The sequence below is a fragment of the Pseudofrankia coriaricola genome, assembly GCF_032027725.1.
Lineage (GTDB): Bacteria > Actinomycetota > Actinomycetes > Frankiales > Frankiaceae > Pseudofrankia.
The window spans coordinates 22057-48726 of the sequence record NZ_JASNFO010000027.1 but is presented as its reverse complement, the minus strand read 5'-3'; the positions used below and the strand labels follow the sequence as shown (position 1 = coordinate 48726).

Annotated in this window: 17 protein-coding genes; 10 read left to right on the top strand and 7 right to left on the bottom strand. The window is 74.3% G+C overall.

Annotation, left to right across the window (positions count from 1 at the left end):
* Positions 1-14 precede the first annotated feature (14 nt).
* A complete protein-coding gene (locus tag QOZ89_RS15325) occupies positions 15-578 on the top strand; it encodes an NADPH-dependent FMN reductase (protein WP_071052676.1) in 564 nt (187 codons plus the stop codon).
* A gap of 49 nt (positions 579-627) precedes the next feature.
* Here the strand turns inward: QOZ89_RS15325 and QOZ89_RS15320 are convergent, their stop codons facing one another.
* Together QOZ89_RS15320 and QOZ89_RS15315 are read right to left on the bottom strand one after the other, a co-directional pair.
* Positions 628-1344: a response regulator gene (locus tag QOZ89_RS15320; protein ID WP_071052677.1), complete on the bottom strand. Its 717-nt coding sequence runs from the start codon at positions 1342-1344 to the stop codon at positions 628-630.
* Positions 1341-2828: a sensor histidine kinase gene (locus QOZ89_RS15315; protein WP_241842232.1), complete on the bottom strand. Its 1488-nt coding sequence runs from the start codon at positions 2826-2828 to the stop codon at positions 1341-1343. Before QOZ89_RS15315 ends, QOZ89_RS15320 begins: the two co-directional genes overlap by 4 nt.
* A 219-nt stretch (positions 2829-3047) precedes the next feature.
* Between QOZ89_RS15315 and QOZ89_RS15310 the strand changes: the two genes are divergently transcribed.
* Complete coding sequence (locus QOZ89_RS15310; RefSeq protein WP_312624085.1) at positions 3048-3737, top strand: ATP-binding cassette domain-containing protein; 690 nt, start codon at positions 3048-3050, stop codon at positions 3735-3737.
* Complete coding sequence (locus QOZ89_RS15305; RefSeq protein ID WP_312624084.1) at positions 3734-6316, top strand: ABC transporter permease; 2583 nt, start codon at positions 3734-3736, stop codon at positions 6314-6316. Before QOZ89_RS15310 ends, QOZ89_RS15305 begins: the two co-directional genes overlap by 4 nt.
* 77 nt (positions 6317-6393) lie before the next feature.
* Here QOZ89_RS15305 and QOZ89_RS15300 read toward each other — a convergent pair whose 3' ends face one another.
* Positions 6394-7368 carry an MmyB family transcriptional regulator gene (locus QOZ89_RS15300; protein ID WP_312624083.1) on the bottom strand — a complete coding sequence of 325 codons (975 nt, stop codon included), beginning with the start codon at positions 7366-7368 and terminating at the stop codon, positions 6394-6396.
* On the opposite strand from QOZ89_RS15300, the gene QOZ89_RS15295 reads away from it, so the two are divergent.
* Both QOZ89_RS15295 and QOZ89_RS15290 read left to right on the top strand, forming a co-directional pair.
* Positions 7367-8128 (top strand): SDR family NAD(P)-dependent oxidoreductase, encoded by a 762-nt coding sequence (locus QOZ89_RS15295; protein WP_071052681.1) that lies wholly within the window; start codon positions 7367-7369, stop codon positions 8126-8128. The genes QOZ89_RS15300 and QOZ89_RS15295 overlap by 2 nt on opposite strands.
* A 217-nt stretch (positions 8129-8345) precedes the next feature.
* The gene (locus tag QOZ89_RS15290) at positions 8346-9125 is read left to right on the top strand and encodes a MerR family transcriptional regulator (RefSeq protein ID WP_312624082.1); all 780 of its coding nucleotides are present in this window, start codon (positions 8346-8348) and stop codon (positions 9123-9125) included.
* Positions 9126-9310: 185 nt separating this feature from the next.
* On the opposite strand, the gene QOZ89_RS15285 is transcribed toward QOZ89_RS15290, so the two are convergent.
* A complete protein-coding gene (locus QOZ89_RS15285; protein WP_071052682.1) occupies positions 9311-9751 on the bottom strand; it encodes a MarR family winged helix-turn-helix transcriptional regulator in 441 nt (146 codons plus the stop codon).
* Positions 9752-9929: 178 nt separating this feature from the next.
* Positions 9930-10379 carry an SRPBCC family protein gene (locus QOZ89_RS15280; RefSeq protein WP_071052683.1) on the bottom strand — a complete coding sequence of 150 codons (450 nt, stop codon included), beginning with the start codon at positions 10377-10379 and terminating at the stop codon, positions 9930-9932.
* 851 nt (positions 10380-11230) lie between these two features.
* Here QOZ89_RS15280 and QOZ89_RS15275 point away from each other — a divergent pair.
* The gene (locus QOZ89_RS15275) at positions 11231-12883 is read left to right on the top strand and encodes an HNH endonuclease signature motif containing protein (protein WP_312624081.1); all 1653 of its coding nucleotides are present in this window, start codon (positions 11231-11233) and stop codon (positions 12881-12883) included.
* Positions 12884-13228: 345 nt separating this feature from the next.
* On the opposite strand, the gene QOZ89_RS15270 is transcribed toward QOZ89_RS15275, so the two are convergent.
* Both QOZ89_RS15270 and QOZ89_RS15265 read right to left on the bottom strand, forming a co-directional pair.
* Entirely contained in the window at positions 13229-18172 is a 4944-nt protein-coding gene (locus tag QOZ89_RS15270) for a helicase HerA domain-containing protein (RefSeq protein WP_312624080.1), read from the bottom strand.
* 4 nt (positions 18173-18176) lie between these two features.
* Complete coding sequence (locus tag QOZ89_RS15265; RefSeq protein WP_071052765.1) at positions 18177-18866, bottom strand: hypothetical protein; 690 nt, start codon at positions 18864-18866, stop codon at positions 18177-18179.
* A 481-nt stretch (positions 18867-19347) separates the two neighbouring features.
* Here QOZ89_RS15265 and QOZ89_RS15260 point away from each other — a divergent pair, with 481 nt between their 5' ends.
* The 4 genes from QOZ89_RS15260 (at position 19348) to QOZ89_RS15245 (ending at position 26660) form a co-directional block, all read left to right on the top strand.
* Positions 19348-21174 (top strand): protein kinase domain-containing protein, encoded by a 1827-nt coding sequence (locus QOZ89_RS15260; protein ID WP_071052766.1) that lies wholly within the window; start codon positions 19348-19350, stop codon positions 21172-21174.
* Between the two features lie 357 nt (positions 21175-21531).
* Positions 21532-23307, top strand: a complete 1776-nt coding sequence (locus tag QOZ89_RS15255; protein ID WP_071052767.1) for a serine/threonine-protein kinase — start codon at positions 21532-21534, stop codon at positions 23305-23307.
* 225 nt (positions 23308-23532) lie between these two features.
* Entirely contained in the window at positions 23533-25098 is a 1566-nt protein-coding gene (gene lat / locus QOZ89_RS15250) for an L-lysine 6-transaminase (protein ID WP_397428778.1), read from the top strand.
* A 2-nt stretch (positions 25099-25100) separates the two neighbouring features.
* Positions 25101-26660 carry an aldehyde dehydrogenase family protein gene (locus tag QOZ89_RS15245; protein WP_312624079.1) on the top strand — a complete coding sequence of 520 codons (1560 nt, stop codon included), beginning with the start codon at positions 25101-25103 and terminating at the stop codon, positions 26658-26660.
* Positions 26661-26670: the final 10 nt, after the last annotated feature.

The following is a 26670-nucleotide window of genomic DNA, read 5'->3' as shown; positions in this document are numbered from 1 at the left end:
GAAGGAGCGTGGCGGTGGGTGTCGAGACGAGGATCCTGCTCGTGTCCGGGAGCACGCGCGACGGCTCGACGAACACCGCCGCGCTGCGCACCGCCCAGGCGGTCGCTCCCGCCGGCGTCGTTGCGGATCTCTACCAGGGCCTGGCGGGGCTGCCGGCCTTCGTCCCCGACGGTGACGAGGCGGCCCACCCGGCTGTGACCGAGCTGCGGCGGCGCGTCGGCGCGGCGGACGCGGTGCTGTTCTGCACCCCGGAGTACGCGGGATCGCTGCCGGGCGGCCTGAAGAACCTCCTCGACTGGACGGTCGGCGGCGGCGAGCTCTATGGCAAGCCGGTCGCCTGGGTCAACGTGGCCGCCGAGGGCCGAGGGGGCGGGGCGGACGCCACGCTCGCCACCGTGTTGGGCTATGTCGGCGCGGCCGTCGTGGCGCCGGGCCCGGTGCGGATCTTCGTGCCGCGGGACGCGGTGGGGCCGGACGGGCTGATCGGCGACGAGTCCGTACGGGCCGCGCTGCGGGAGGTGCTCGAGCAGGTCGCCGGGAAGGCGCCGGGTGCCAGCGCGTCCGGGACGGGTGTCTGACCTGGCGGCGTGGCCGGGGCGAACCGCGCGGGTTCTCGGAGGATCGGCGTCACGAGTCGGCGCGGCCGACGCCTGGGGTGATCAGTCCCGTCTCGTAGGCCACGATGACGGCCTGCGCGCGGTCGCGTACCTGGAGCTTGGACAGGATGCGCGCCACATGGGTCTTCACGGTCGCCTCGCTGAGCTGGAACCGTACGGCGAGCTCGGCGTTGCTCAGGCCCCTGGCCAGGAGCTCGAGGACCTCGAGCTCGCGGCGGGTGAGCGCGGCCAGGTCGCGGTGCAGGCCCACGGCCCGGTCGTCCCGGGAGGCGAAGCGCTCGACGAGGCGGCGCGTGATGGCGGGGGCGAGCAGGGCGTCGCCCGAGCGGACCAGCCGGACCGCGGCGACCAGATGCTCGGGGCTCACGTCCTTGAGCAGGAAGCCGCTGGCCCCGGCGGTCAGCGCCGCGTAGACGTAGCGGTCGAGATCGAACGTGGTGAGCATGATGACCCGCGGGGCGGTTGCCGGGGTGGTCGCAGGGTCGGTTGCCGGATCGGTCGGTCGGCCGGCGAGGATCCGCCGGGTGGCTTCCAGCCCGTCCATCTGCGGCATCCGGATGTCCATGAGCACGACGTCGGGGCGGGTGCGGCGGACCGCGTCGACGGCCTGTGCGCCGTCGGCGACCGCCGCGACGACGTCGATCCCGTCGGCGGCGAGGATCATCCTGAACCCGGAGCGGACCAGTGCCTGGTCGTCCGCGACGACGACCCGCGGCGGCCCGGTCACCCCTCCTCCACCGGAATCACGGCCCGGACCCGGTAGCCGCCGGTGGGGCGTTTCCCCGCCCGAAGGGTGCCCCCGTAGACGGCGAGCCGCTCGCGCAGGCCGATCAGCCCGCGGCCGCTGCCCGTCCCGGCCGGCGCCGTGGCGACGCCGCCGGTGTCGGTCACCTCGACCCGCAGGGCGTCGGCCGCGTAGGCGATGGTGATCGCGACGTGGGCGCCGGCGGCGTGCTTGACCGTGTTGGTCAGCGCCTCCTGCACGACCCGGTAGGCGGCCAGGTCCACACCCACCGGCAGCGGAACCGGAGCTCCGGTCACGGTCAGCTCGACGGGCACGCCGGTGTCGCGGACCCGGCTGGCGAGCGCCGCTACCTGGTCGAGACCGGGCTGTGGCGCGAGGTCCGCCGTGCCCGCCGGGTCCGGCCCGTCGCCCGCCATGGTGAGCAGGCCCATCACATGGCGCAGCTCGGCCATCGCGGCGCGGCCGCCGGCCTCGACCGCCAGCAGCGCCTCCCGGGCCTCGCCGGGCGCCGCCTCGAGCACCTTGCGGGCCGCGCCGGCCTGCACCACCATCACGCTGACATTGTGGGTCACCACGTCGTGGAGCTCGCGGGCGATCCGGGAACGCTCCCGCTCCACCGCCAGCCGGGTCGTCGCCTCCTGCTCGGCTTCCAGGGCGACGAGCCGCTGCCTCCAGGTATGGATGGTGTTGGCCGCGATACCAATCGGCACCAGCACGAGAAGCGGAAAATAGATCGACCTGATTTCCAGGAAACCGCGGAACTCGAGCGGGGCGATCAAAGTCGCGCACACTGCCACGGCAGCCAGCGCGCCCGCTCGGTAAGGGCTGTACCGCGCGGCGCTGTAGCCGGCGATGACGCAGGAGGCGAACAGGAACTCGCCCGCCATCTGGTCACCCGCGTACAGGCGGAACAGCAGCACCGAGCCGATCGTGGCGCCGAACGCCGCCAGCGGGTAGCGGCGGCGGACGACCAGCGGCGCCGCGGTCAGGGCCGCCGCCAGGACCAGCCACCAGACGTGGCCACCGTCGTGCGTCACGAGGGTGACCACGGAGTAGTCGCCGCCGGGCGCGGCGGGCGGCGCCGGCGGGTCGGGGGGCAGCAGCGGCGCGTCGGGGGGCAACAGCGGCGCGAGCCTGTCCGGCGGTATGAGCCTGCCTGGCACGATGACCAGCCCGTCGCCCCGGTACTTCCTCGCGGCCGCGGCCGTCGCCGTGGCCAGGGCGAGCGCCAGGATCACATCGGCGAGCCAGGCCCAGGGGGAGAGGGACGGCCGCTGGACGGTGGTCCCGCGTAGTTCCGCGGCGCCGCCACGCAGGCGGCCCGCGATCGCCGTCCATCGCCCCGATCCGGCGGGGGCCGTCCCGGCGAACCGGTGCCAGGAGGCGACGCGCGGCCGGTGGCCCGCGGCCCGCGGCGGTCTCGCGTCCTCCTCGCGCCGGCCCTGGGTGCTCGCTGTCCGGTTCACCGCATCAGTGTGGCAAGGCCGGGCACCCGCGACATCCACCCAGGTGAGCAGGGCGCTACATCGTGCGCCTACATCGCAGGGATGACCCCGTTCCGGATCACCTGGCTGGGGTAGCCAACGTCGCCATCGCGGCCGACGTGCACACCGGGGCAGTCGATCTAGCGTCCGTCCGGACCTTGCCCGACCCGACCTTTCCCGACCCAACCCGATGGGGGACGCGTGGACGCGCCGATGATGGAGATCCGTGACGTGACGAAGAAGTATGCCGGCGGGACGGCGGCCCTGGCCGACCTGTCGCTGACCGTGCGCGCGGGCGAGGCGCTGGCCGTCCTCGGGCCGTCCGGCAGCGGCAAATCGACGCTGCTGAACATGATCGCCGGTCTGGACAGGCCGAGCACCGGCAGCATCACGGTCGACGGCGTCCGCGTGGACGCGCTGAGCGAGGCCGCCTCGGCGAAGTACCGGCGCGCCCGGATCGGCATGGTCTTCCAGTTCTTCAACCTGCTGGACGACCTGACCGTCTTCGACAACGTCCTGCTGCCCGCCCAGCTCGCCGGGATGCCCCGCGCGAAGGCCCGTGCCCGGGCGGCCGAGCTGCTGGACTACCTCGGCCTGCGCCGGCACACCCACGCCTACCCGGGCCGGCTGTCCGGCGGCGAGCGCCAGCGCGTCGCCGTCGCCCGGGCACTGATCAACCGGCCCGCCCTGCTGCTGGCCGACGAGCCGACCGGCGCGCTCGACCGCGCCTCCGGCGTAGAGGTCACCCGGCTGCTGACCGAGCTGCACGAGGACGGGCAGACAATCCTGCTGGTCACCCACGACGTCGCGCTCGCCGAGTCCTGCGCGAGCCGGACCATCGAGCTGGTCGACGGCGCGATCACCCGGGACGTCACGGCGGCGGCCCGATGACCGCGAGCCCCGGTGCGGTGGGTACGCAGAGCGTCCCGCCCGGCGGTCGCCCCGACGGGACGCCTGGCCGCGAGCCTGGCCGCGGGCCTGAGGGTCGGTCGGGTGGCCGGCCAGGGGGCCGCCGGCTGACCGGCCCGCTGGGCGCGGTGGTGCGCGCCGGCGTCGGCCGGCACCGGGTGCGGACCGTGGTGATGACGCTGACCGTCCTCGTGGCGGTGACCGCGTCGGTTCTGGCCGCCGGGCTGCTGGTGGCCTCCGACGCGCCGTTCGACCGCGCGTTCGCCGGGCAGCATGGCGCTCACCTGGCCGGGCAGTTCGACGGCACGAAGGTCACCGGCGCTCAGCTCGCAGCCACCGCGCGCCTGACCGGCGTCACGGCCGCGGCCGGGCCGTTCCCGACGGTGCCGGCACGGCCGCGGACCACCACGGACGGGGGAACGGACGGGGGGAACCTACCGCCGGACATCGACCTGCCGCCGTTGACCGTCGTCGGTCGGGCCGACCCCGGTGGGCCGGTCGACCACGTCACCCTGCTGACGGGCCGGTGGGCCACCGGCCCCGGGCAGATCGTGCTCGACGCCGGTGCCGACGGCGTACCATCGCTGCCGCTGGGAGCCGGCCTGCGGTTCCCCGGGCTGGCGGGCAGCCCGACGCTGACGGTGGTCGGCACAGCCCGGTCGGTCAGCCACACCGCCGACGCCTGGGTCGTCCCCGCGCAGATCCCGGCGCTGACCGCCACCGGCACGACGGCGGGCTACCAGATGCTGTACCGATTCGCCGCCGCCGCCACCGACGGCCAGATCACGGCCGGCCGGGCCGCGATCGCGTCGGCGGTCCCGCCCGGCGCGCTGACCGGCGCGCAGTCCTATCTGGCCGTCCGGCAGACCGCGAACGCGAACTCCGCCGCGTTCGTGCCGTTCGTGGCGGCCTTCGGCGTCCTCGGGCTGGCCATGTCCGCTCTGATCATCGGGATCGTCGTCAGCGGCGCGGTCGGCGCCGCCACCCGGCGCATCGGGATCCTCAAGTCGCTCGGCTTCACCCCGGCGCAGGTCGTGCGCGCCTACCTCGGGCAGGCGCTGATCCCCGCGTCGGTGGGCGTCGTCCTCGGTGTGCTGGGCGGGAACCTGCTGGCGGTCCCGGTGCTGCGCGAGCAGGCGGACGCCTACGGCAGCACGGCCCCGTCGATTCCCGTCTGGGTCGACATCGCCGTCGCCGCCGCCGCGCTCGCGGTGGTCGCCGGCGCCGCCCTCGCGCCCGCGCTGCGCGCCGGACGTCTGAGCACCGTCGAGGCGATCAGCGCTGGCCGGGCACCCCGGGCCGGTCATGGGCGCCCGGTGGCGCGGCTGACCGGTCGGATGCCGGTGCCGCGCGCCCTGGGGATCGGTCTCGCCCATCCGTTCGCCCGCCCCGCTCGGTCGGCGGTGCTCGCCGCCGCGGTCGGCTTCGGCGCCATCGGGGTCACCTTCGCCGTCGGCCTGGGAATCAGCCTGGGCGACATACAGGCCGCGGGCAACCGCGACGCGGTCGGGCCGGTAACGGTGTTCACCATGGGGCCGCCCGACAGGGAGAACGCGGGCCCGCCAGGCCCGCGCGCTGGCGGTGGCCCACCGGCCGCCTCCGCCCCGGCACTCGGCGCCCCTGACCCGACGGCGACCGCTCCAGACCCGACGGCTGTCGCCGCCGCGATCACCGCGCAGCCGGGAACACGCCACTTCTACGGCCGCACGGAGGCCCAGGTGAGTGTCTCCGGGATCACCGGAGCGACCACCGTCGCGGCGTACCAGGGTGACTCGTCCTGGGCGGCTTACCAGATGATCTCAGGAACCTGGTTCAGCGGGCCCGGTCAGGCCGTCGTCGGCACCCGGTTCCTGCATGCCGCCGGGATCCGGGTCGGGGACACCGTGACCGCCACGGACCAGGGGCACAGCGTCCGGCTCCGGATCGTGGGCGAGGCCCTCGACCTCCACAACGACGGCATGACCCTGCTGACCGACATCTCCACCCTCACCGGCCTCGGCCTCGACGCGCGGCCGGACGAGTTCCACGTCGACCTGAAGCCCGGGACCGACCTGGCGGGGTACATCCGAACGCTCGACACCGCGGTGGCACCGATCGGAGCATCGGCCCAGGCCACCACCACCGGGAGTTCCGACGTGATCGCCACGATGGAGGCGCTGATCGCGATGCTCACCCTCGGGCTCAGCGTCGTGGCGGCCCTCGGCGTCCTCAACACGGTCGTGCTCGACACCCGGGAGCGCGCCCATGACCTGGGCGTCCTCAAGGCGCTCGGTATGACGCCTCGACAGACCGTCGGCATGGTCATCGCCTCGATTGCCGGCCTCGGGGCGGTCGCGGGCCTCGTCGGCGTGCCCGTCGGGATCGCGCTGCACCACGCGGTGGTTCCGATGATGGGCCACGCGGTCGGCACAGGAATCCCGCACGCCGACATCGCTGTCTACCACCCGGGCGTGGTGGTCCCGCTGGCTCTGGGCGGGCTGGTCATCGCGGTGGCGGGCGCGCTGCTGCCCGCCAGCTGGGCGGCGAGAACCCGAGCAACTGTCGCGCTGCGAACCGAGTAGCCAGCAGCCGGTGGGAGATCCGGCCCCCGACCATGCCGGATCTCCCATCGGTACGTTCACCGCCCGTGCGGGCTGCCTCAGGCCGTGGGCGACGTCCCCGGCGCCGTCGACCACTGCGTCCCGAGGACCTTGAGCAGCTGGAGCGCCCGGTGGGTGGGCGTCCCGGGGGCGGCCGTGTACAGGATGATCCAGTGGTCGCGCTCGGGGTCGTGCAGCGCGTCGCAGTCGAGGTCGAGCCAGCCGACCTCGGGATGCCGGATGCGTTTGTGGGTCGAGCGGCGCACCTGGAGGTCGCGCTCGGCCCACAGCCGGCGGAACTCCTCGCTGACGTCGAGCAGTCGCCGGACCAGGTCGCGGATGCCCGGATCGCGGGGATAGCGGGCCGTGGCGGCGCGCAGGTCCGCCACCGACTCGCGGGCGAACCGCTCCACGCTGGTCGGGTCGTGCCGTTCCCGAGCGCCGGCCCGGGTGAAGAAACGCCAGATGACGTTGCGTTCGGCCGGTGGGAGGGCCGAGAGGTCGCCGAGCAGCGCCGCGCCCATCGGGTTCCACGCCAGGATGTCGTACTTGGCGTCGCAGACCAGGGCGGGCGCGTCGTCGAAGCGGTCCAGCAGGTGCAGGACCCCTGGACTGACGTCGGACGACAGGACGGACGCGGTGGGCGGCTGCTCGCCGGACAGATGGTGCAGGTAGGCGCGTTCGGCGTCGGAGAGCCGCAGCGCCCGGCTGATGGCGCCGAGGATCTGACCGGACGGGCGTGGCCCGCGGCCCTGTTCGAGGCGGACGTAGTAGTCGACCGACATGCCGGCCAGCTGGGCGACCTCCTGGCGGCGCAGCCCCGGCGTACGGCGGCGCGGCCCGGCCGGCAGGCCCACGTCCGCCGGCTGTACCCGGGCGCGCCGCCCGCGCAGGAAGGCCGCCATCTCGTCGCGGCCGGCCTGGTCCATGACACGAGGGTGTACCCGCGCGGGTCCGCGAACCATGGGACCGCCGATACCAGCCTCGGGACTGCTCTCCTCATGGCCGGTCCCCGACGTGACGGTGAAACTCATGACCTCCCACGAACCCGCTTCCCAGGCCTCCCTTCGCAAGATCGTGCTCGTCACCGGCGCGAACAAGGGAATCGGTCTCGCCACGGCGGCGGCCGTCGCCAGGCAGGGCCACACCGTGCTGCTCGGCGCGCGCAGCCCCGAACTGGGCGAGGCGGCGGCCGCGGCGCTCGCCCAGCAGGGACTGGACGCCGCGTTTCTCCACCTGGACGTCACGGACGAGGCGACGATCGCGCACGCGGCCGCGGTCATCGACGCCCGGCACGGCCGGCTGGACATCCTCGTCAACAACGCCGGCATCACCCGCGACCAGGGGCGCACGCCCTCCACGCTGCCGGTCGCCGCGCTGCGCGAGGTCTACGAGACCAACGTCTTCGGCGTCGTGGCCGTCACGAACGCCCTGATCGGTCTGCTGCGCCGGTCACCCGGCGCGGTCATCGGCAACGTCTCCAGCGGCCTGGGCACCTTCGCTTTCCTGGCCGATCCCGATCCGACGCTGGGAAGATACGCGCAGCTGCTCGGCTACAACTCGTCCAAGGCGGCGCTGAACGCCATCACGCTGATCTACGCGCACGAGCTCCGCCCGTTCGGCATCACCGTCAACGCGCTCTCCCCGGGCTACTGCGCTACCGACCTCAACGGCCACACCGGTTGGGACAGCGCCGAGGAGGGCGGCGCCCGCATCGCGGCCCAGGTGCTCGCCAGGCACGACGAGGGCTCGGGAGTGTTCCTGAACGAGAACGGCGGTACCTACCCCTGGTGATGCCGGCCCCTGGTGATGCCGGCCCTCTCGTCCGACCTGATGCCGCGCCGCGGCCGGTCCGCCGTGCGCCTCCGCCGTGCGCCTCCGCCGTGCGCCTCCGCCGTGCGCCTCCGCCGTGCGCCTCCGCCGTGCGTCCGGCGAAGCGTCGGGCGAGCGCCTCCGCCGGCGCGTCCGGCGAGCTTGACCCTGCCGCGACGTCAGGGCGCAGAGTCGAGATGTGGAGGGTGAGAGCGCCGAGGAGCTGACCGTCGGGCGGGTGGCCGGGTTGTCCGGGGTCACCGTGCGGACGCTTCATCACTACGACCAGATCGGGCTGGTCTGCCCGTCCGGACGTACGGCGGCCGGCTACCGGGTGTACAGCCCGGCGGATCTCGAGCGGCTGCGGCAGGTGCTCGTCTACCGCGAGCTCGGCTTCCCACTGGAGGAGATCCGGGCACTGGTGAGCGACCCGGGCGTGGACACCGCTGCCCACCTCCGCCGGCAGCGCGGGCTGCTGGTGGAACGCGGCGAGCGGCTCGCGGCCTTGGGGGCCGCGCTCGACAGGCATCTGGAGGCACGCGCCATGGGCATGCGACTGACCCCCGAGGAACAACTCGAGGTCTTCGGCACCGACAAGGTCGGCGGTGAGTGGGCCGACGAGGCTGAGCACCGGTTCGGCGAGACCGACGCCTACCAGGAGTCCCAGCGCCGGGCCGCGTCCTACACGAAGGACGACTGGGCGCGCCTGAAGGCCGAGAGCGACGCGGCGTTGCGTGCCTGGCGCGAGGCGCTGCTGTCCGGTCTACCTGCGGACGGTCCCGAGACAACGGCGTTGGCCGAGGAACACCGCCAGCACATCACCCGGTGGTTCTACGACTGCGGCTACGACATCCACGTCGGTCTCGCTGAGATGTATCTCGCCGACGAGCGTTTCACCCAGGTCTACGAGATCGTCGCCCCAGGCCTCGCCCGGTACGTCCACGACGCCATCCTCGCCAACGCCCCCGCCCGCACCTGACCCAGGCGACCCAGGCGACGCGGGCTGTCGAGTGCCACCGCTCGGCGAAGGTTGGCGTGGATCCGGTTCGGCGGCGGCGCGGGGGAGAGCGGAGGCGTCCACTAGCGCCAGGCGGGCGTTGCGGGTACCAGGCGCGTTCCCAGGCTTCGAAGACGAGTGGTGAGGTGCCGCCGCCCGAGCGGGCGTCAGCCGCCCGGTCCGCCGTCCCGCTCCGTCAGCCGGCGCAGCAGGTAGATCGCCTCGTCGCCACGCACAGGGCGGAAGAACGCGGCGTCGACCTGCTCGACAGCCGCAACCGCGCGCGGCGCCAGCTCACCGCCCCGCTCGGTGATCCGCAGCAGCTTCGCCCGGGTGTCATCCGGGTCGGTCTCTCGCTCGACCAAGCCGTTGCGTTCCAGCGCGCGCAGCACCTGGGAGGTCATCTTCACGTCGGTGCCGGCGTACGCGGCGACCGCCAACTGGTTGGGACGCTCGCCTTGCGCGTTCAGCCACCAAACGGAGGCGAGCAGCACGAACTGGACGTGCGTCAGGCCGAGCGGCGCCAGCGCGGCTGCGACGGCGCGCTGCCAGCGCAGCGTCGCGTGCCACAGCAGGAAGCCGGGGCTCTCACTCGGATGCAGCGCCACGCTCGACCGTTCAGCCCTCCGTCACCTCCGCCGGCTGGCTCCGCCTTCCGGCCGCACGGGCCTGGCCATTGTCGCGCGGCCCTGGCCATTGTCGCGCGGCCCTGGCCATTGTCGCGCGGCCCTGGCCATTGTCGCGCGGCCCTGGGCTGGGCGCCTCGACTGGCCAGGGCGCCTCTGGCTAGGGTGCGTCGAACCGTGCCGCCGCCGGCTCGGTGGACTCGGCGAGGCGGACCAGCGCGGCGATCGTCTCCGGGAAATCCGCTGTGATCATCGGACCGACCCGGGGTCCGAGCTCGTCGGCCGCCGGGCCGCTGATCTCCATCCGGTAGGTCACCCTGTTGCGCTCGCCGTCGACCGGGTCGACGCGATGGGTGGTGCGCACGAGGACGTCGCCGAGGTCGGCCTCGTCGACGAACCGCTCGGGTTCGGCGACCTCGGCCAGCCGCAGCCGCACCGGGTTCTCGCCGTGCGGGTTCATGACGATCTCGCTTCCCACGGCGAACGGCCCGCTGACCTCGATCTGCTCGATATCCGCGTTCCAGGCCCCCCAGCCCGCCACGTCCACCCACAGCCGCCACACCGCGCCGGCCTCCGCCGTCGTCGCGACGCTGTGCTCATAGCTCCACATGCCCCGTCCTCTCGATAGGTTACGCGAAGACTATCTTCGCGCATCCTAAAAGGCCGGGGCTCATTGGGGGTCGCCGCATTCCCGCGAGCGGGTCGGCTCCCGCCTGGCCGGCCGGTGACCCACCATGTGGTCCACGCCGTTGACGAGCCTTCACCATCTTTCTGATCTTGCCGGACGCGGGGTGGTGCGCCGGGTCGCCGAGGGACGGTCGTCGGCACCGAGCCCGGGGCGCTGGACGCGCCGGCGACCAGCGCGGCCCGTACCCCGCCGTGAGCCCCGGGCCAGGCTGTGCTGACCGGCGGGCGGTCCGTGGTGGCAGGAGCGGGTCAGGTGTCGCCGGGGGAGCGGCGGTCAGCCGGGGTGGTAGGTGAGGCGGAACGGGAAGGTCTACCGCGGGACCCTTTCGGGGACTGGCAGCCGGACGTCGGCCTTTTCAGGTAGCGATACGAGCCCACTGCGGGTCCGGAGGGCGTGGCGGGTCGAACTAAGCGAGCCTGGGGCGGCGATGCGGCGGATGAGTCGTCCATCGCCCGCGCAGCCGGGAGGCGGCCCGATTTCCGGCTCCATTGGCCGCAGCGTCGCCGCCAGCCGCTTATTCTTCAGCGTCGCCGCGTCGCACTTCCGATAATTGCTCATCGACTTCCAAAAATTCGGGGGTGTACACCCCCGAATGACAAGAACTGGACATATGTTCGAATGCGTGGTTCCGTTGAGGCATGCTCGCGCCGCCTGTTCCCGAGGAACCGGATGGCCGGCCCGCCCAGGTGTGGGCCGGGCCGGACACCGGAATCCCTCAGGCTCCGTCTGACACCAACCGAGGTGGCGCCGCGGAAAATGGGCACGAGAACTACGTGGCGGTATCCGAAAACCATGTTTTCGACACCGCTAACTGCGGGGGCGGTGCCGGGTTTGGCGGGCGGCATCATGTGCTGGCCGAGCTGGACGGGGTCGTCGGCGGGCTGAAGACGCTGGCCGGAGCGAACCTGTGGGCGCTGTCCCACCCGGAGGCGCTGGAATTCCTTGACGCCGCGGAGCGGGCCGGCCGGCTGCTGGCCTCGGTCCTGTTCTCTGCGGTCCGGGACCTGGGCGGCCGGGACCTGCGCGGCGTGTTCGGCGAGGAGGACCTGCCCTCGACGGCGGAACTCCTGCGCTGGCAACTGAAGATCCGCCCCGCCGACGCCCGGCGCACCGTCGACCTGGCCCGCGACCTCGACCTCACCTACCCACGCACCGGCCACGCCCTGGCCAGTACGGCGATCAGCCGCGACCAGGCCACCGTCATCGTCACAGCGCTGCGAGCACTCCCGGCGGACACCCCATCCGAGCAGCGCGACTGGGCCGAACAGTTCCTGCTCACCCAGGCAGAAACCCTCGACGCCGGCGACCTCGCCGCCCTCGGCAAGACGATCCGCGCCCGCCTACAGGACCAGCTACACCCGCCCGGCTCGGACCCCCACGACGACGGCGACCAGGCACGACGCCGCGAGCTACACCTGACCGACCAGCCTGACGGCACCACCCGCATCCACGGCACCCTCGACGCCGACGGCGCCGCGGCCCTGCGCGCCGCCCTCGAACCCCTCGCCAAGCCCAGACCCCTCGGCGAGAACCCGGAAGATCACCGCACCATCCCTCAACGACGCGCCGACGCCCTCATCGAGATCACCGAACGCGTCCTGGGCACCGGCACCCTGCCGATCTCCCGCGGCACCCGGCCCCACCTCACCGTCACCACGACGATCGACGCACTGCTCGGTCGACACGGGGCCACCCCGGCCACCACCGGCCACGACCTGCCACTGTCGCATGCCGCCCTGGAAAGAATCAGCTGCGACGCCCACCTCACGCATATCCTGCTCTCCCGGGAAGGAACGCCCCTCGAACTCGGCCGCACCCGTCGCCTCGTCCCACCATCGCTACGCCGCGCCCTGGCCGCCCGCGACGGAGGGTGCGTGTTTCCTGGCTGCCAGAAGAACGCGACATGGACAGACGCGCATCACATTGATCACTGGCTTTCCGGTGGCGAGACAAACCTCGACAACCTCGCCCTGCTGTGCGGTTTCCACCACCGGACCGTGCACCGAGGAGAATGGGCCGTCGTTATGGGGCCGGACGGTCACCCATACTTCGTCCCGCCCTACTCCGTCGATCCCCAACGCAAGCCCCGCCGAAATCCCCTACACCGCGGCCTCGACCATCTTTACACCGGAATCTGGGAACCCCCAGCCCGCGCGGACGACACTCGACACGGCGACAACCCGGTCCGCCCGCCCATCGACGACTGCCGTGCCAGCGACGCGGCCGCCGACCCCGAGCCGACCCAACCCGGTGACTGCTCCGACCCCCTCTTCGACGAGGACGACGAGGACTACCAGGACCAGGACCACGACCTCCCGGCGACCGGCCGCGCCGGCCCGCCAACCAGCCACCCTGTGTCAGGCGAGGAAGACCGGGCGCGGACGAGCGCGCGCTCCGTGCGGACGGACCCCCAGCGTGACCGGTAGCCGTCCGGCCGCCTGTACCGCCGGCGACGTCCTCCACCACCTTCGGAAGTCTGTCGGTCACCCGAGCCGATGGCTCAGCTCTGTGGAGGCTGGAGGCATCGCGGTCCCTTGCTCCTGCCCGGCAGCGGGTACCCACCGCGTGGTCCACGCCGTTGACGAGTCCGGATCGTTTTTTCGATCTTGAAGGCTCGCCTGCTCGGCCATCCTGACCGGCTCGTCGAGATCAGGACGTCCGTCGGTCGGGCCGCCGGTGACCAATCGTCGGTCCGACGTCGGACCGTGCCCCGTGCCCCGATCGGGCACCGGGCGTGGGAGTCCCGCGCGACGGCGTGGTCGACGCGGCGGTCAGCGGCGGCGGGCGCGCGCCAGGACGTCGGCCAGAGGCAGCGGCCAGCCGGGGTGATGGGTGAGACAGAGCGGGGTGTTCACCCGCTGGATGGGGAGGCCGGCGCTCGCGGCGTAGAACTCGCCGACGCCGAGACGGCCGATCTCCGGGGCCTCGCCGCCGAGCGCCGTCGCCAGCGCGCGGGCCGCGTCGATCTGTACCGGGACATTCAACCGGCCGAGGAAGTGCGTGGCAGCGCCCGCCGACACCCGCGGGTCCAGCCCCTTGGGGGACTGGGTCGCGAAGACCAGGCCCAGCCCGTGATCGCCGGCCTGGTCGAGCAGCGCGAGCGTGCTGTCCGTATACGGCGTCGCCTGCCCGGCCGGCGCGAACGTCTGCGCCTCGTCGAGCACGAGCAGGCCGGCGAGAGGCCGGCCCGCCGCCGGGCGTCCGCCCGTCCAGGCGAGCAGCGCCCGCTGGAGCTCGCTGACGAAGGCCTGCCGCCCCTCGACCGTCGGCAGCCCCATCAGGCTGACCACCGACACCCGGGCGCGCCGCCCCGGCGCCGGGGTGAGCAGCTCACCCGGGTCGGTCGCGGGACCGTCGCCGCCCGCGGTCAGGCGCAGCGGCCGGCCGTCGTCGAGGTTCGGCGTCCACACGACGACATCGGTGGCCGCCAGATACTCGCGGGCCAGCTCCGCGTCGCCGCGGCTCCGGCCGTGCCCGGGCGGCGACGGCCAGGCGTCGCCCAGGCGCGCCAGCTCGCCCGCTGGATCCAGCACGACCGACGAGACGCCGCGCAGCGCGCACTCCTCGACCAGCCTGCGCACCAGCACCGTCTTCCCCGAGCCGGACCCGGCGAAGACCACCGTGTGCCGGCGTAGCGCCGCCAGCCGGAGCTCCACCGCTGCCCGCGTCCCCGCCGCCGCCCCGAGCGTCACCAGCTCGCCCGGCTCCTCGACCGCCTGTGCAGGTACAGCCTGTGTAGGTACAGCCCGTGCCGGTACGGCCGGAGCTGGTTTGGCCGGGGCCGGAACAGCCGGGGCCGGTAGAGCCGGAGCCAGCGGCTGAAGCGCCGCCGGAGCGGCGACCGGTGGAAGCCGGGCGGCGTCGGCACGAAGAGTGGCCCGTTCGTCATGACCGGCCGACCCGTCGCCGCCGGCGGTCAGCGTCAGCGTGACCGGCACGAGCTGGGGCATCTGAGCCGGGGCTGGTGCCGCCGGGGAGGGGAGAGGGGAGCGCAGGGACACCTCGGGTGGCGCCGGGGAAGGCGCCGGGTCGACCGGCGCCTTGGGGACGCCGGCCCCGGGGCTCGTGACCGGAACCAACAGGGCGACCCCTGCCGGGGAGGTAACCGGGTCGAAAGCGGCCGGAGACTGGGCATTCGCCGCCGCTGGCGATGCATGCGCCCCGTTGGGCGAGGCCGCCGTCGCCGGCGGCGGGGGTACCGGCGGCGGGTCGGCGTTGCCGGAGTGCGTCGCCGCCGCGGGCATTCCCGGCAGCGCCACCGGCACCAGCAGGGGCGCGTCGGGAGCGGTGTCCGCCGTCGTCGCGGGCGGCGGCGGAGCCGGCTGGGAGCGCGCCGGCGCGCCGGGGACGAACACCGGCACCAGCAGCGGTGAGGAGGTCACGTCGTGGACATCGTCGTCCGGGCCGGCCCCCCAGGGCGTCCTCGGCGAGGACGGCCGCGAGGCCCGCGGCCAGCCAGCTGCCTCCGCCGGCTCGGCTGACTCTGGCCCGGCTGTCTCCGGCCTGGCTGTCTCCGGCCTGGCTGTCTCCGGCCTGGGTGCCGCCGACCTGGGTGCCTCCGGCCCGGCGGGCGTCGGCTGCCCTGGCTCGGCGGGTGACGTCTCACCCGGTCGAACTGGCCGTGAGGAGGGTGCGCCCAGGGGTGCCGGCGCGGTCCATGCCTGCGGTGCCGCCGCGACGTGGACCGTCGGTGGATTCGCCGGTGCCACTGGCACCGGCGGGTCCACGGGGGCGAGCGGCGTCGTCAGCGGGTCCGGCCACGTCATCGACGCCGCCGGCGCGAGTGGCGGTGAGAACGCCGGGAGGACGGGCGGTGTGGCCGGTACAGCCGGTCCGGACGGCGCCAGTGGCACCAGTTCCGCCGTCGGCGCCGTCGACGGGGAGGACGGCGCGAGAGCGGGAGGCGGCGGGGCTGGGGCAGGCGGGGCCAGGGGCGCCAAGGGAGCCAGCACGGCGGTCGGCGGCTCGGCCGACGCTGACCATGCCGACAGCATCGGGCGCACCGGAGTGACGGGCGGGACCGGCGGCGTCAGTTCCGCCCCCGCGACCGCGGGCGCCGTTGACGGGGCTGGCGGGTCCGGCAGGGCTGGCGGGAGCGGAGCGGGCGCCGGGACGGATGGAACAGGCGGCGCCGTTGGCGGTTCCGGCGATGCCACGGCCGGTTCCGACGACTCCGCCCGCCGCGCGGCCGGCGGCGGCAGCGGCGCCCAGGGGGACGGCGGTCTCGCCGGGTCGCGCGTCGGCGTCGGCGTAGACACAGGCACTGGAACCGGCACCGCGGGTGACCGCGGAGCAAGGGGGGCCGACGACGTCACCGGAAGGGCCGACGGCGTCACCGTGGTCGGCGCCGGCGCCTGGACCCGCGCTGGCGCGGAACCCTGCGCCGGTGAGACGGCCGGCCGCGGGTGCGTGGCGGCGGCATCGGCGGTCCGGGGTAGGGACGCGAGGACGAGCGTCGTCGGGACCGGGGCGGGAACGGGAGCGAAGGGCGTGCGGCGGGGCGGCTGGGCGGTCATCACCACGAACGGGTTCGGGGCGGGTGGGGTCGCCGGGGCGGCGACCACCGGGGGGTAGTGGCCCGGCTCGGGAGCAAGCTCGCGGTAGACGGCGTCGAGCGCCGCCGTGAGCAGGGGAGTGGAGCTCGCCGGGCGGCGGGCGAGCAGCCAGGTCTGAAGCGTCGGGTGCCGGCCGTCGAGCAGCTGGCGCAGCGCGGCGAACGTCCGCAGGTCCTCGTCGGAGAGGAAGTGGGTGATGCCGCCGGCCCGCTCGAACGCCTCGAGGGCGTCCTGCGTCTTCACGCCCTTGCTCCACTCGGCGGAGCGCAGCACCACCAGCGCCCGCCGCCCGGCCGCCGCGGCGCCGTCGAGCCCGGCGAGGCCCCGGTCGCGGCGGCGGATGCGGCCGCCCTCGCCCGCGCCGATCCCGGTGGCGATCCCGGCCATCGTGCAGGCGTTGTTCAGCCTGGTCAGCGCCGTGCCCGGGTGGGTGGTCAGGATCGCCCGGAACGACCAGTGCGCCTCGTCGCCGGTCGTCTCATCGAGGACGCGGCGCAGCCGGGCGTGCAGCGCTGGTTTGGCGCTCGGCCGCGCGTCCCGGCTGAACGCGCGGCCGGCCGGGCCGAGTTCGGCGATCCAGGCGTCCAGGCCGGCGGCGAGCAGGTCCGGGACGGCGTCGTCCTCGTCGCGGTCGGCCAGCGCCTCGAGCCCCGGCGCGCCGGCGCGCAGCCGGGCCCAGGCCACGTCCAGCTCGGCGAAGCCGACGACCAGCCGCCGACCGGCCGGCCCGTCGAGGTCGAACTCCTCCTCCTCGGCCGCGCCGTTGACCATGATCGTGCCGCCGCCGACGGAGATCGGCCCCCCGCCGGCCGCCCGCGCCCCGGCCGTGGGCGCCGCGCCAAGGACGGGCACGCCGATGGCATCCTCGACGGCGACGTCGTCGAAGGAGCGCAGCTCGGTGTGGGTGCCCGAGGCGAGGCAGGCGCGCACGTGGGCGTCAATGCGCTGTAGCAGCGCCCGCGGGGTGTAATCGCCCGCGGTGAGCAGCGCCTCCGGGCGCACCGGCCAGGTCGGGTACGGCGGGGTGAACCCGATCGTCCGGTAGCGCTGGTCGAACCGGCGGGCGACGAGCTGCTCGGCGAGTTCTCCCGCGCCGATGACGCCGAGCGGGCTGACCACCCGGAACCGGTCGCGCACCGAGCGGACCGCCTGGGTAGCCACCAGGTCCCAGGTGATCGGCAGGCAGGCGAGCAGGCACAGCGTCCTGGTGGTCAGGTCGCGCAGACCCAGCAGGCCGTCGGCGACCTCGTTGACGATCGGGCTGACCCAGGGGCCGCCCGGCCCTCCCTGACCACTCAGTGCGCCCTGACCGCCCTGACTGCCCGGTCCGCCCGGTCCGCGTGGACCGGGCGCGTCGTCGTTCGGCGCGTCGGCGGGGTCGGGGTGGTCGTGGGGGAGGTGGGTCTCGGCGGTGGCGGTGTCGATCTGGTCGACGGCGATGACGGTCGGGCCGGTGATCGCGAGCAGCCGGGACAACTCGCGGACGATCTCGGTGGCGGGCTTGGCGGGCGAGCGCATGCCGCGCTCGGCGCGCTCGTTCGGGAACTGCTCCTCCATCGACTGCAGGTAGCCGCGCCCGACGTCCTCGTCGTCGAGGTCGTCCGAGCCGAAGAGCACCAGCGCCCGCAGCGTGTCCTGGCAGTCGCCGCCGAGGCGGCGGTCGTAGCTGCGCAGCGCCACGACGAAGTCCTTCAGGTGGACAGGTTCCAGCGGGATCCGGCCGGTGACCGCGCCGACGATCGAGGGCGAGGCACCGACGACGTCGGCGAGGCGACGCAGGAACAGCCGCAGCTGGGTCTGGCCGCCCTCGGCTGGGCGGGTCAGGCCGTCGACGATCGCACCGATGACGCTCTCCCAGAACGGCGCCGCGCCACCCAGCGGGCCGACGAGGAAGAAGTAGCCACCGGCCTCGTGCACCTGCTCACGGACCCAGCCGAGCAGGTGCGTCTTGCCCGCGCCCGCCTGCCCCTGGACGACGAGGCCCGGCGGGTTGTCCTCGGGACTCGCCGCGGCGTCGCGGATCGCGTCGAGCAGCGAACGGACGGTGTCCGCGTGCAGCCCGTCCACATGCACGGGTGACGGCGTCCACACCCCGTCGGCGGTGCGGATCCAGTTCAGGTTGAGGGCGGCGAAGGCGTCGCGCTCGGTGGGTGCCGGCATACGCTCAGCCCTCGACCATGATCAGATGCTTGGCCTGGCCGCCGATCTCGACTGCCTCACGCTGGTCGGCACCCGTCAGCGCCTTCTGGTCCTCGTCCGGCGCGACGGTCACTCCCGGCCCGCGGTTCATCCGCCGCAGCGCGGCGTCGACGTCGGCGCGGGTGAGATCCGCGCCGAGGCGCGGCCGCAGGTCCGCGAGCCGCACCCAGTCCCCTGGCCACCGGGCAAGCGTCCCGTACACCGTCCTGATCCGCTGGTCGACCTCATGCCCGGCCTCGCCGGCCCCAGCCTCGGCCCCACCGGCCGGCGGGGGGCGGAAGAGGTCCGCCAGGGTGAGGCCGGTGCGGTCGAGGTGGCCGGCGAGCGCGGCGAGCAGCGCGTGGACGGCTCCAGATGGGATGCTCCCGGCTCGCCCGGCCGGCGGTGTGGCGAGCTCGCGGCGGCAGCGGGCCCAGCCGGCGGCGGTCAGCTCGTGGACGTAGGACCGGCCCGCCCGGCGGCTGGTGACGAGCCCGAGGCCGTTCAGCCGGCGGCGGTCGGCACCGTCGAGCGAGAGCCGGAAACGGGCGGCCAGCTCCGGGTTGGGCACGGGCCGGGCCTCGGCCATGAGTGTAAGCAGGATGCCAACCTGGCCGCCCGTGAGCTGGTCACCGGGCCGCCCGCCGTCGCGCTCGACCGGCTTCTCCCCCGACATCCGCCAGACCCTCTCTGCGTGCCTCGACCCGCGCCCCAGCCCGTCCCTACACCGGAGTGCCAGCCCCGCGCCGGGCGCGTGCGAGCGTGGCCGGCGGGTGCACCCGGTGCGGGGCGCGGTCGAGGGGCGCGAAACGCCACTTCAGCGTTCTAGGTTGGCACATCGCCACGGGGGCGCCGGCCGCGCCCTCCACTGTCGGCCAGACCTTCGAGGCAGGCGAATCCGGCGTCAGGCGAGAATGCATACGAAGGCGACGTGTCCGGGTGACCGGCCGTGCGCGCTGGCGACCCGCCGGCGTGCCCGTGGGGAGGCATACCGCACCCGATGTCGAGGAACCACCACATAGGCACCACCTGGGTACCACCGCACCGACCTCACGACATGACACCACCGCCGAACCGCCGGAGCCGGGAGAGCGCGGGGCGCGCCGAAGGCACCGGGCGCCGCGCGACCGAGCGTTCCGGGGAGGAGACGAGCACGCGTGCTGACGCCGCTGGGCAGGGACGACCCGAGCGAGATCGGGCCCTACCGCATCCAGAGTCTGATCGGCAGAGGCGGCATGGGCGCCGTCTACCTCGGGTTCTCACCCGCCGACAAGGCGGTCGCGGTGAAGGTGCCCTCGCCGGCGTTGGCGCGCGACGACGAGTTCCGCGGCCGGTTCCGCCGCGAGGTCGACGCCGCCCGCCGGGTGCACGGCCGCGCCGTCGCCGCCGTCCTCGACGCTGATACCGACGACGAGCGTCCCTGGATGGCGACGGAGTACGTCGAGGGCGCGAGCCTGGCCGAGGCGGTCGCCGGCCGGGGCCGCCTCGACGAGCGGCTCGTCGCTGGGCTCGCCGTCGGCCTCGCGGAGGCGCTGGTCGCGATCCACGCCGCCGGTGTCGTCCACCGCGACCTCAAGCCGGCCAACATTCTGCTGTCCTGGGACGGCCCCCGCGTCATCGACTTCGGGGTCGCGAGCGCCAGCGGGGCGACGCAGCACACCAGCACCGGCATGCTCGTCGGCACGATCGTCTGGATGGCCCCCGAACAGCTGCGCGGCGAGCGCGCAGGCCCCGCGGCCGACATCTTCGCCTGGGGTGCCTGCGTCGCCTACGCGGCGGCCGGCCGGGCGCCGTTCCACGCCGACAACCCGCAGGCGATCGCCCTCAAGATCATGAACGAGCCGCCGGACCTGTCCGGCGTGCCCGCGTCGCTGCTGCCGATGGTGCGCGCCGCGCTGGACAAGAACGCGGCGAGCCGGCCGTCGGCCGCCGAGCTGCGCGACCGGCTGCTGCGCGGCGTCGCCGCCGCCGACACGGCGACCAGAGCCGTCGGCGACGACCGCTACGCGACCGCGCTCGCCAGGCTCTGGGAGCTCCCGAGCCCGCCGCCTGGCCAGCCCAGCCCACCGCCCGGACAGCCCGGCGCGCCGTACCAGACCCCGCCCGGCCCGTACCCGCTGGCTGGGTACCAGCATTCGCCGCCGCCGCGGCCGGCCTATGGCCCGTCGACCCCGCCGCCGGCCTATGGCGGACCGCCCGGCGCCGGCTACGGCACCAGCGGGTATGGCGGTGGCTATGGGGGGTCGGGGTATCGCGACCCCGGCTACCCGGCCGGCGGCGCGCCGGCGGGCAGCTGGGCCCGGCAGCCGGCCCGGCCCGCTCCCGTGCCGCCGCCGCGCCGCCGGTCCGCCGGCACCGTCGTGCTCGTGGTCGCGTTCGTCCTGCTGCTCGGTGGCGCGGCCGCCGTCGCCCTGGCGCTCGCGAACCGCGGCGACGGCGGCTCGCCGGACGTGTCCGCCTCCACGGCCGGTGTCACCACCCCGGCGGACTCGGGCGCGCCCACCGGGCCGTCGACGAGCGGCGGGCCGTCCACGGGCGGGCAGGGCACGACGCCCGGCGGCCCGTCCCCGACCCGTCATCTGCTGACCGCGCAGGAGGTCAGCGGGATCGTCGACGGCGAGGGCTACCGGGCCGAAATGAACACCTTCGACCGGAACCGCGACCTCAACGTCGTCATCGGCACCAGGGACGTGCCCGGCGGCGACGTCAACGGGAACGACACGACGGAGCAGCTCGCGTTTGTCTTCGCGAATGGCGAGTACATCGGCACCGATTTGAAAGACCCCAGCCGCCACATCGAGGTGGTCCAGCAGACGCCCAGCTACGTCGTCCTCGAGTACGGCGTCTACGACGTCCCCGACGGCGACTGCTGCCCGAGCAGCACCGTCCAGATTCGCTACAACTGGGACGGCAAGTCCTTCCGCCCCCAGAACGAGTCCGACATCCCGACCTCCGACCCCAGCGTCGACGGCAGCCGCCGCTGACCTCGCGGCGTCAGGCCGTCAGGCCGTCACGGCGGCACGGTGTCACGGCGGCACGGATTCGCGGTGGCACGGATTCGCTGGCGCACGGCGTCACGGCGTCACGGATTCACAGCGCACGGATTCACGGCGCCGTGCGGCGCCTTCTCCACCGGGCCCCGCTGGCACGGATGGGTGTGTCCCAACACCGACATCTGTGATGTCGGGCAAAGGTGCGGCGCGGCGGGTCGACTGTTGAGAGGGTGATGGGCACTGGTGGTGCCACCTTCCTGAGGTCGGCGGCGGCTCTGATTCGGACGCGGCGCCACCTCGGGGCTTGGGGGAATTGTGCTGGCACCACTTGGCGACGCCGATCCGCGCATGATCGGCCCGTTCCGGATGACCGGCCGGCTCGGCTCGGGCGGCATGGGCACGGTCTACCTCGGGTTCGGGCCGGACGACCGCCCGGTCGCGGTGAAGGTCCCCACGCCCGAGCTCGCCGGCGACCCGCGGTTCCGCGCACGCTTCCGGCGTGAGGTCGACGCGGTCCGGATGATCGGCAGCAGCTCGGTTGCGACCGTCGTCGCCGCGGACACCGAGGCCGAGTCGCCGTGGCTGGCCACCGAGTACGTCGAGGGCGCGACCCTCCTCGACGCGGTCGCCGGCCGCGGGCCGCTCGCGCCGAGGCTCGTCGTGGGCTTCGCCGCCGGCCTCGCCGACGGGCTGGTCGCGATGCACGCGGTCGGCGTCGTGCACCGCGACCTCAAGCCGGCCAACGTGATCCTCGGCTGGGAAGGGCCGAAGATCATCGACTTCGGGGTCGCGCTGACCACCCAGCCCCTGCTAGGCGGCTCGACCACTGACTCCGACCCCGACCTCACCCAGGCCAAGACCCAGTTCGGCCAACGCATCGGCACCCTCGTCTGGATGGCGCCCGAGCAGCTGCGCGGCGAGGCGGTCGGCCCGCCGGCGGACGTGTTCGCCTGGGGCGCCTGCGTCACCTACGCCACCACCGGGCATTCGCCGTTCCGTGGCTCGCGCCCGCTCGAGGCCGTCGGGCTCATCCAGCACGCCGAGCCGGACCTCGCCGGCGTCCCGCCCGAGCTGGTCGACTTGGTGCGGGCGGCGCTGGCGAAGGACCCGCGAGCGCGTCCGTCCGCGACGGTTCTCGTCAGCGGCCTGCTGCACCGTGAGATCCGCACTCCCCTGGAGTCGGACCAGGCGGTCGAGACCGCGCTGGTGACGTGGGTCGAGCAGCCGCCGACCCCGGCGCCGCCCCTGGCCCTGCCGCCGTCCAAGTCGTCCGCCCCGTCCGCCCCGTCTGCCCCGTCGGCCCGCTCGCGGGCGGCCGCGGAGGCGGACGCGCTCAGGGGGACCTCTGCCGGGCAGACGTTGAACCTGCGATCCACCCAGGGACTCGCTGGCCAGCCGCGGCCAGGCCGCCCGGGTGAGCCGTCGGGGCCGCCACGCGGCGACCGGTACCCTCCCGCCGGCCGTGACGGCGCCCGCCCGGGCTATGTCACCGGCCCGTTGCCGGCCGGCGGCGGGCCGGGCCGCCAGGGTGACGACTGGACCGATGGGTCCGACGTGCCGACCTACGTACGCCCTCCCACAGGTCCCCTGCCCCGTGGGCGCGGCGGGGCCGGAACGGACGCCTTCGGGGCGGCCGCCGGGGAGGGCGCGGGCTGGTCTGACGGGCGGGGACGGCCGGGCGACGTGAGGCGGACCGGGCCGTCGACGACGATGAAGGCGCTGCTGGCGACCATGGTGGTGCTGCTCCTCGGCGGCGGCGTCGCCATCGCCCTGCTCCTGGCCAACGCCGGCGGCGGCGACGGCGACCCTGGCCTGTCGGTCAGCGAGACCTCGCCCGCCGTCGCCACGTCCGCGCCCGACTCATCCTCCCCGTCCGCGTCCGCGTCCGCTTCCCCGTCCGCGTCCGCGTCCGCCGAACCCACCTCCGCCAAGCCGTCACCGCGGCGCACCACCCGACCCCCCTCCCAGCGTCCCACCAGCAACCCGCCGACCACCCCGACCTCCCCGGTCACCGACACCCAGACGCCCCCGACGACGCCGACCACGCCGAAGATCACCGACACGGCCACCGCGCCCACCACACCTGGCTCGTCCCCGACCACCGGGGTCACCCCGACCCCGTAGCCCCCGCCCCTGGCACTGGTGCCCGTGCCGCCCCGCCGCCCGGCGGCGGGCCGTCCATCACGGTCGCGGCTGGGTACTCGAGGGCGTGCGGCGCAAAAAATTTGTCAAAATTGGTGATCTGAATAAGGATCTCCTGTGTAGCGGCGGATGCAGCGGCGGATATCCCGCATTGCGGGCCCGACGCCGTATCGCCGAGTTCGCGATTCTGCGATCCGGGGAGGTCCCGTGGCCGTGCCCGCGTTCGTGACTGGTAGCGCTGTCCGCCGCGAGCCCGTCGCGCCGCGCTCGTCGGACGGCGGCGGCACGGGTGTGACCGGGACGGGCCGGGTGATCGTGGCGCCGCGGGACGTGCCGGCGGTGCTGGGGCGCCACGTGCTGGTGGACGGTCTGGACCTGGTCGTCGACCTGGCCGCCAGCCGCGGGCGCACGCTCGTCGACGCCCGCACCGGCGAGCGCTACCTCGACCTGTACAGCTTCTTCGCCTCCGCCCCGCTCGGCGTCAACCCGCCGGAGCTGGCCGACGACCCCGACGTCGTGGCCGAGCTCGGCCGGGCCGCGCTCAACAAGCCGGCGAACCCGGACGTCGCGACCGTCGCCTACGCCGAGTTCGTCGCGACCTTCGCCCGCGTGCTCGGCGACCCGCGCCTGCCGCACCTGTTCTTCGTCGAGGGCGGGGCGCTCGCCGTCGAGAACGCCCTGAAATGCGCCTTCGACTGGAAGAGCCGCCACAACGAGGCGCACGGCCGCCCGCCAGAGCTCGGCACCCGGGTCCTGCACCTGCGGCACGCCTTCCACGGCCGCAGCGGCTACACCCTCTCGGTCACCAACACCGACCCGAACAAGACCGCCCGTTTCCCCACGTTCGACTGGCCGCGGATCGACAGCCCGGCGCAGACGTTCCCGGTGACGGCGGCGAGCCTCGCGACCGTGCGCGCCGCCGAGCGGCGGGCCCTCGACCAGGCCGAGGAGGCGTTCGCGCGCCACTCGCACGACATCGCCTGCGTCCTCGCCGAGCCGATCCAGTGCGAGGGCGGCGACCGGCACCTGCGGCCGGAGTTCCTGGCCGCCCTGGGCGAGCTCGCGCATGCCCACGACGCCCTGTTCGTCCTTGACGAGGTGCAGACCGGCGTCGGCGCCACCGGCGCTGCCTGGTGCTACCAGCGCCTGGGCCTGCGGCCCGATGTCGTCGCGTTCGCGAAGAAGGCGCAGGTCGGCGGGGTGATGGCCGGCGGCCGGGTCGACGAGGTGCCCGACAACGTGTTCCGGGTGCCTGGCCGGATCAACTCCACCTGGGGCGGCGGCCTCGTCGACATGGTCCGCTCGACCCGGATGCTGGAGGTCATCGAGCGCGGCCGGCTCTTCGACGCCGCCGCGCGCGCCGGCGAGCGGCTGCTGGCCGGGCTCACGGCGCTCGCCGCCGGTCATCCTCGGCTGCTGTCCAACCCGCGTGGCCTGGGCCTGCTCTGCGCGTTCGACCTGCCCGACCGCGCCACCCGCGACGAGGCCCTGCGCCGGCTGCGCGTCGACGAGCACGTGCTCACCCTGCCCGCCGGCGACGTCACGGTCCGGGTGCGTCCGGCGCTCACGATCACCGGCGACGAGATCGGCGCGGCCCTCGCCGCCTTCGGCCGGGTGGCGGCGGCCCTGGCCGGTGGAGCTGGCGAGGCCGGTGTGGCGGCGGGCAGGGCGACCCCGGCCCATCGGCCTGCGACCGAGTCGTCGCCCGCTTACGGTGGCGGTGGGGGCGGGCGGCTGGCCGCGTGCGCGGACATGACGGGAGACGGGAGCTGACGATGACCCTGGTGCACCCGCCACTGGTGGCGCCCATGATCGAGGGCATCGAGACCGAGGGCCCGACCGTCGCGTCGACGAACCCGGCGCGCCACGGCGACGTTGTCGCGGAGGTCCGCCTCGGCGGGCCGGAGGTGCTGGTCGCCGCGGCGCGGGTCGCGAGAGTGGCCCAGCGCGGCTGGGCGGACGTGCCGGCGCCGGTGCGTGGCACCGTGATCGGCAACTTCGGCCGGCTCGTTGAGGACAACGCGGACGCCCTCGCCCGGCTGGTGACGAGGGAGATCGGCAAGCCACTCGGCGAGGCCCGCGGCGAGGTGCAGGAGATCGTCGACACCTGCCGGTTCTTCCTGGGCGAGGGACGGCGGCTCTACGGCGAGACCGTGCCGTCGGAGATGCCCGACAAGCAGTTGTTCACGTTCCGCGAGCCGGTCGGCGTCATGATGGTGATCACCGCGGGGAACTTCCCGGTCGCGGTGCCGAGCTGGTACATCGTGCCGGCGCTGCTGTGCGGCAACGCGGTCGTCTGGAAGCCGGCCGAGTACGCGGCCGCCTGCGCCCGGGCGCTCACCGAGCTCGCCCAGCACGCCGGCCTGCCCGCGGGTGTGCTCTCGATGGTCCCGGCCTCCGGGGAGGCGACCGCCGACGGCCTCGCGCGGGCGCTCGAGGCCGGGGTCGTCGACAAGGTTGGCTTCACCGGCTCGACGGCGGTCGGCCGCCAGATCGGCGAGCTGTGCGGCCGGCACCTGCAGACGCCGTGCCTGGAGCTCGGCGGTAAGAACCCGATGGTCGTCGCGCCGGACGCCGACATCGACCTGACCGTGGACGGCGCCCTGTTCGGCGGGTTCGGGACCGCCGGGCAGCGGTGCACGTCGCTCGGCACGCTGATCGTCCACGAGTCCGTCTACGTGGGTTTCCGCCGCCGGCTCGCCGCCGCCGTCGAGAACGCGAGGATCGGCGACCCCACCCGCGATGTCCTGTACGGCCCGCTGCTCGACACCAGGTTCGCCACCGGCTACGAGCGCCACCTGGAACTGGTCCGCGGCCACCACTCGACATTCGGCTCGACCGCCGTCGGCCGGATCAGCGTCGGCGCCCCGCGGCGCGGGTTCGTCGGAGACCCGGCCGAGGGTCTCTATTACCACCCGGTCGTCGTCGACGGCCTGCTTCCCGACGACGAGCTGTTCCGCGAGGAGACGTTCGGCCCGATCGTCGGCCTGACCACCTACCGCACCCTGGAGGAGGCCATCGAGCTGGCCAACCTCCCCGGTTACGGCCTGTCGAGCGCGATCTACACCAATGACCCGGCGACGGTCTTCAGGTTCCGCCGCGGCGTGTCCGCCGGCATGGTCAGCGTCAACAACTCCACCTCCGGCGCCGAGGCCCATCTGCCCTTCGGGGGAAACGGCCGCTCCGGCAACGGCTCCCGCCAGTCCGGCCGCTGGGTCCTGGACCAGGTCACCCGCTGGCAGTCCGTGAACTGGGATTACTCCGGCCGCCTCCAGAAGGCCCAGATGGACACCACCATCCCCGACGCCGACCTGGGATTCCGCCTGAACGGCTGATCGCCGGAGT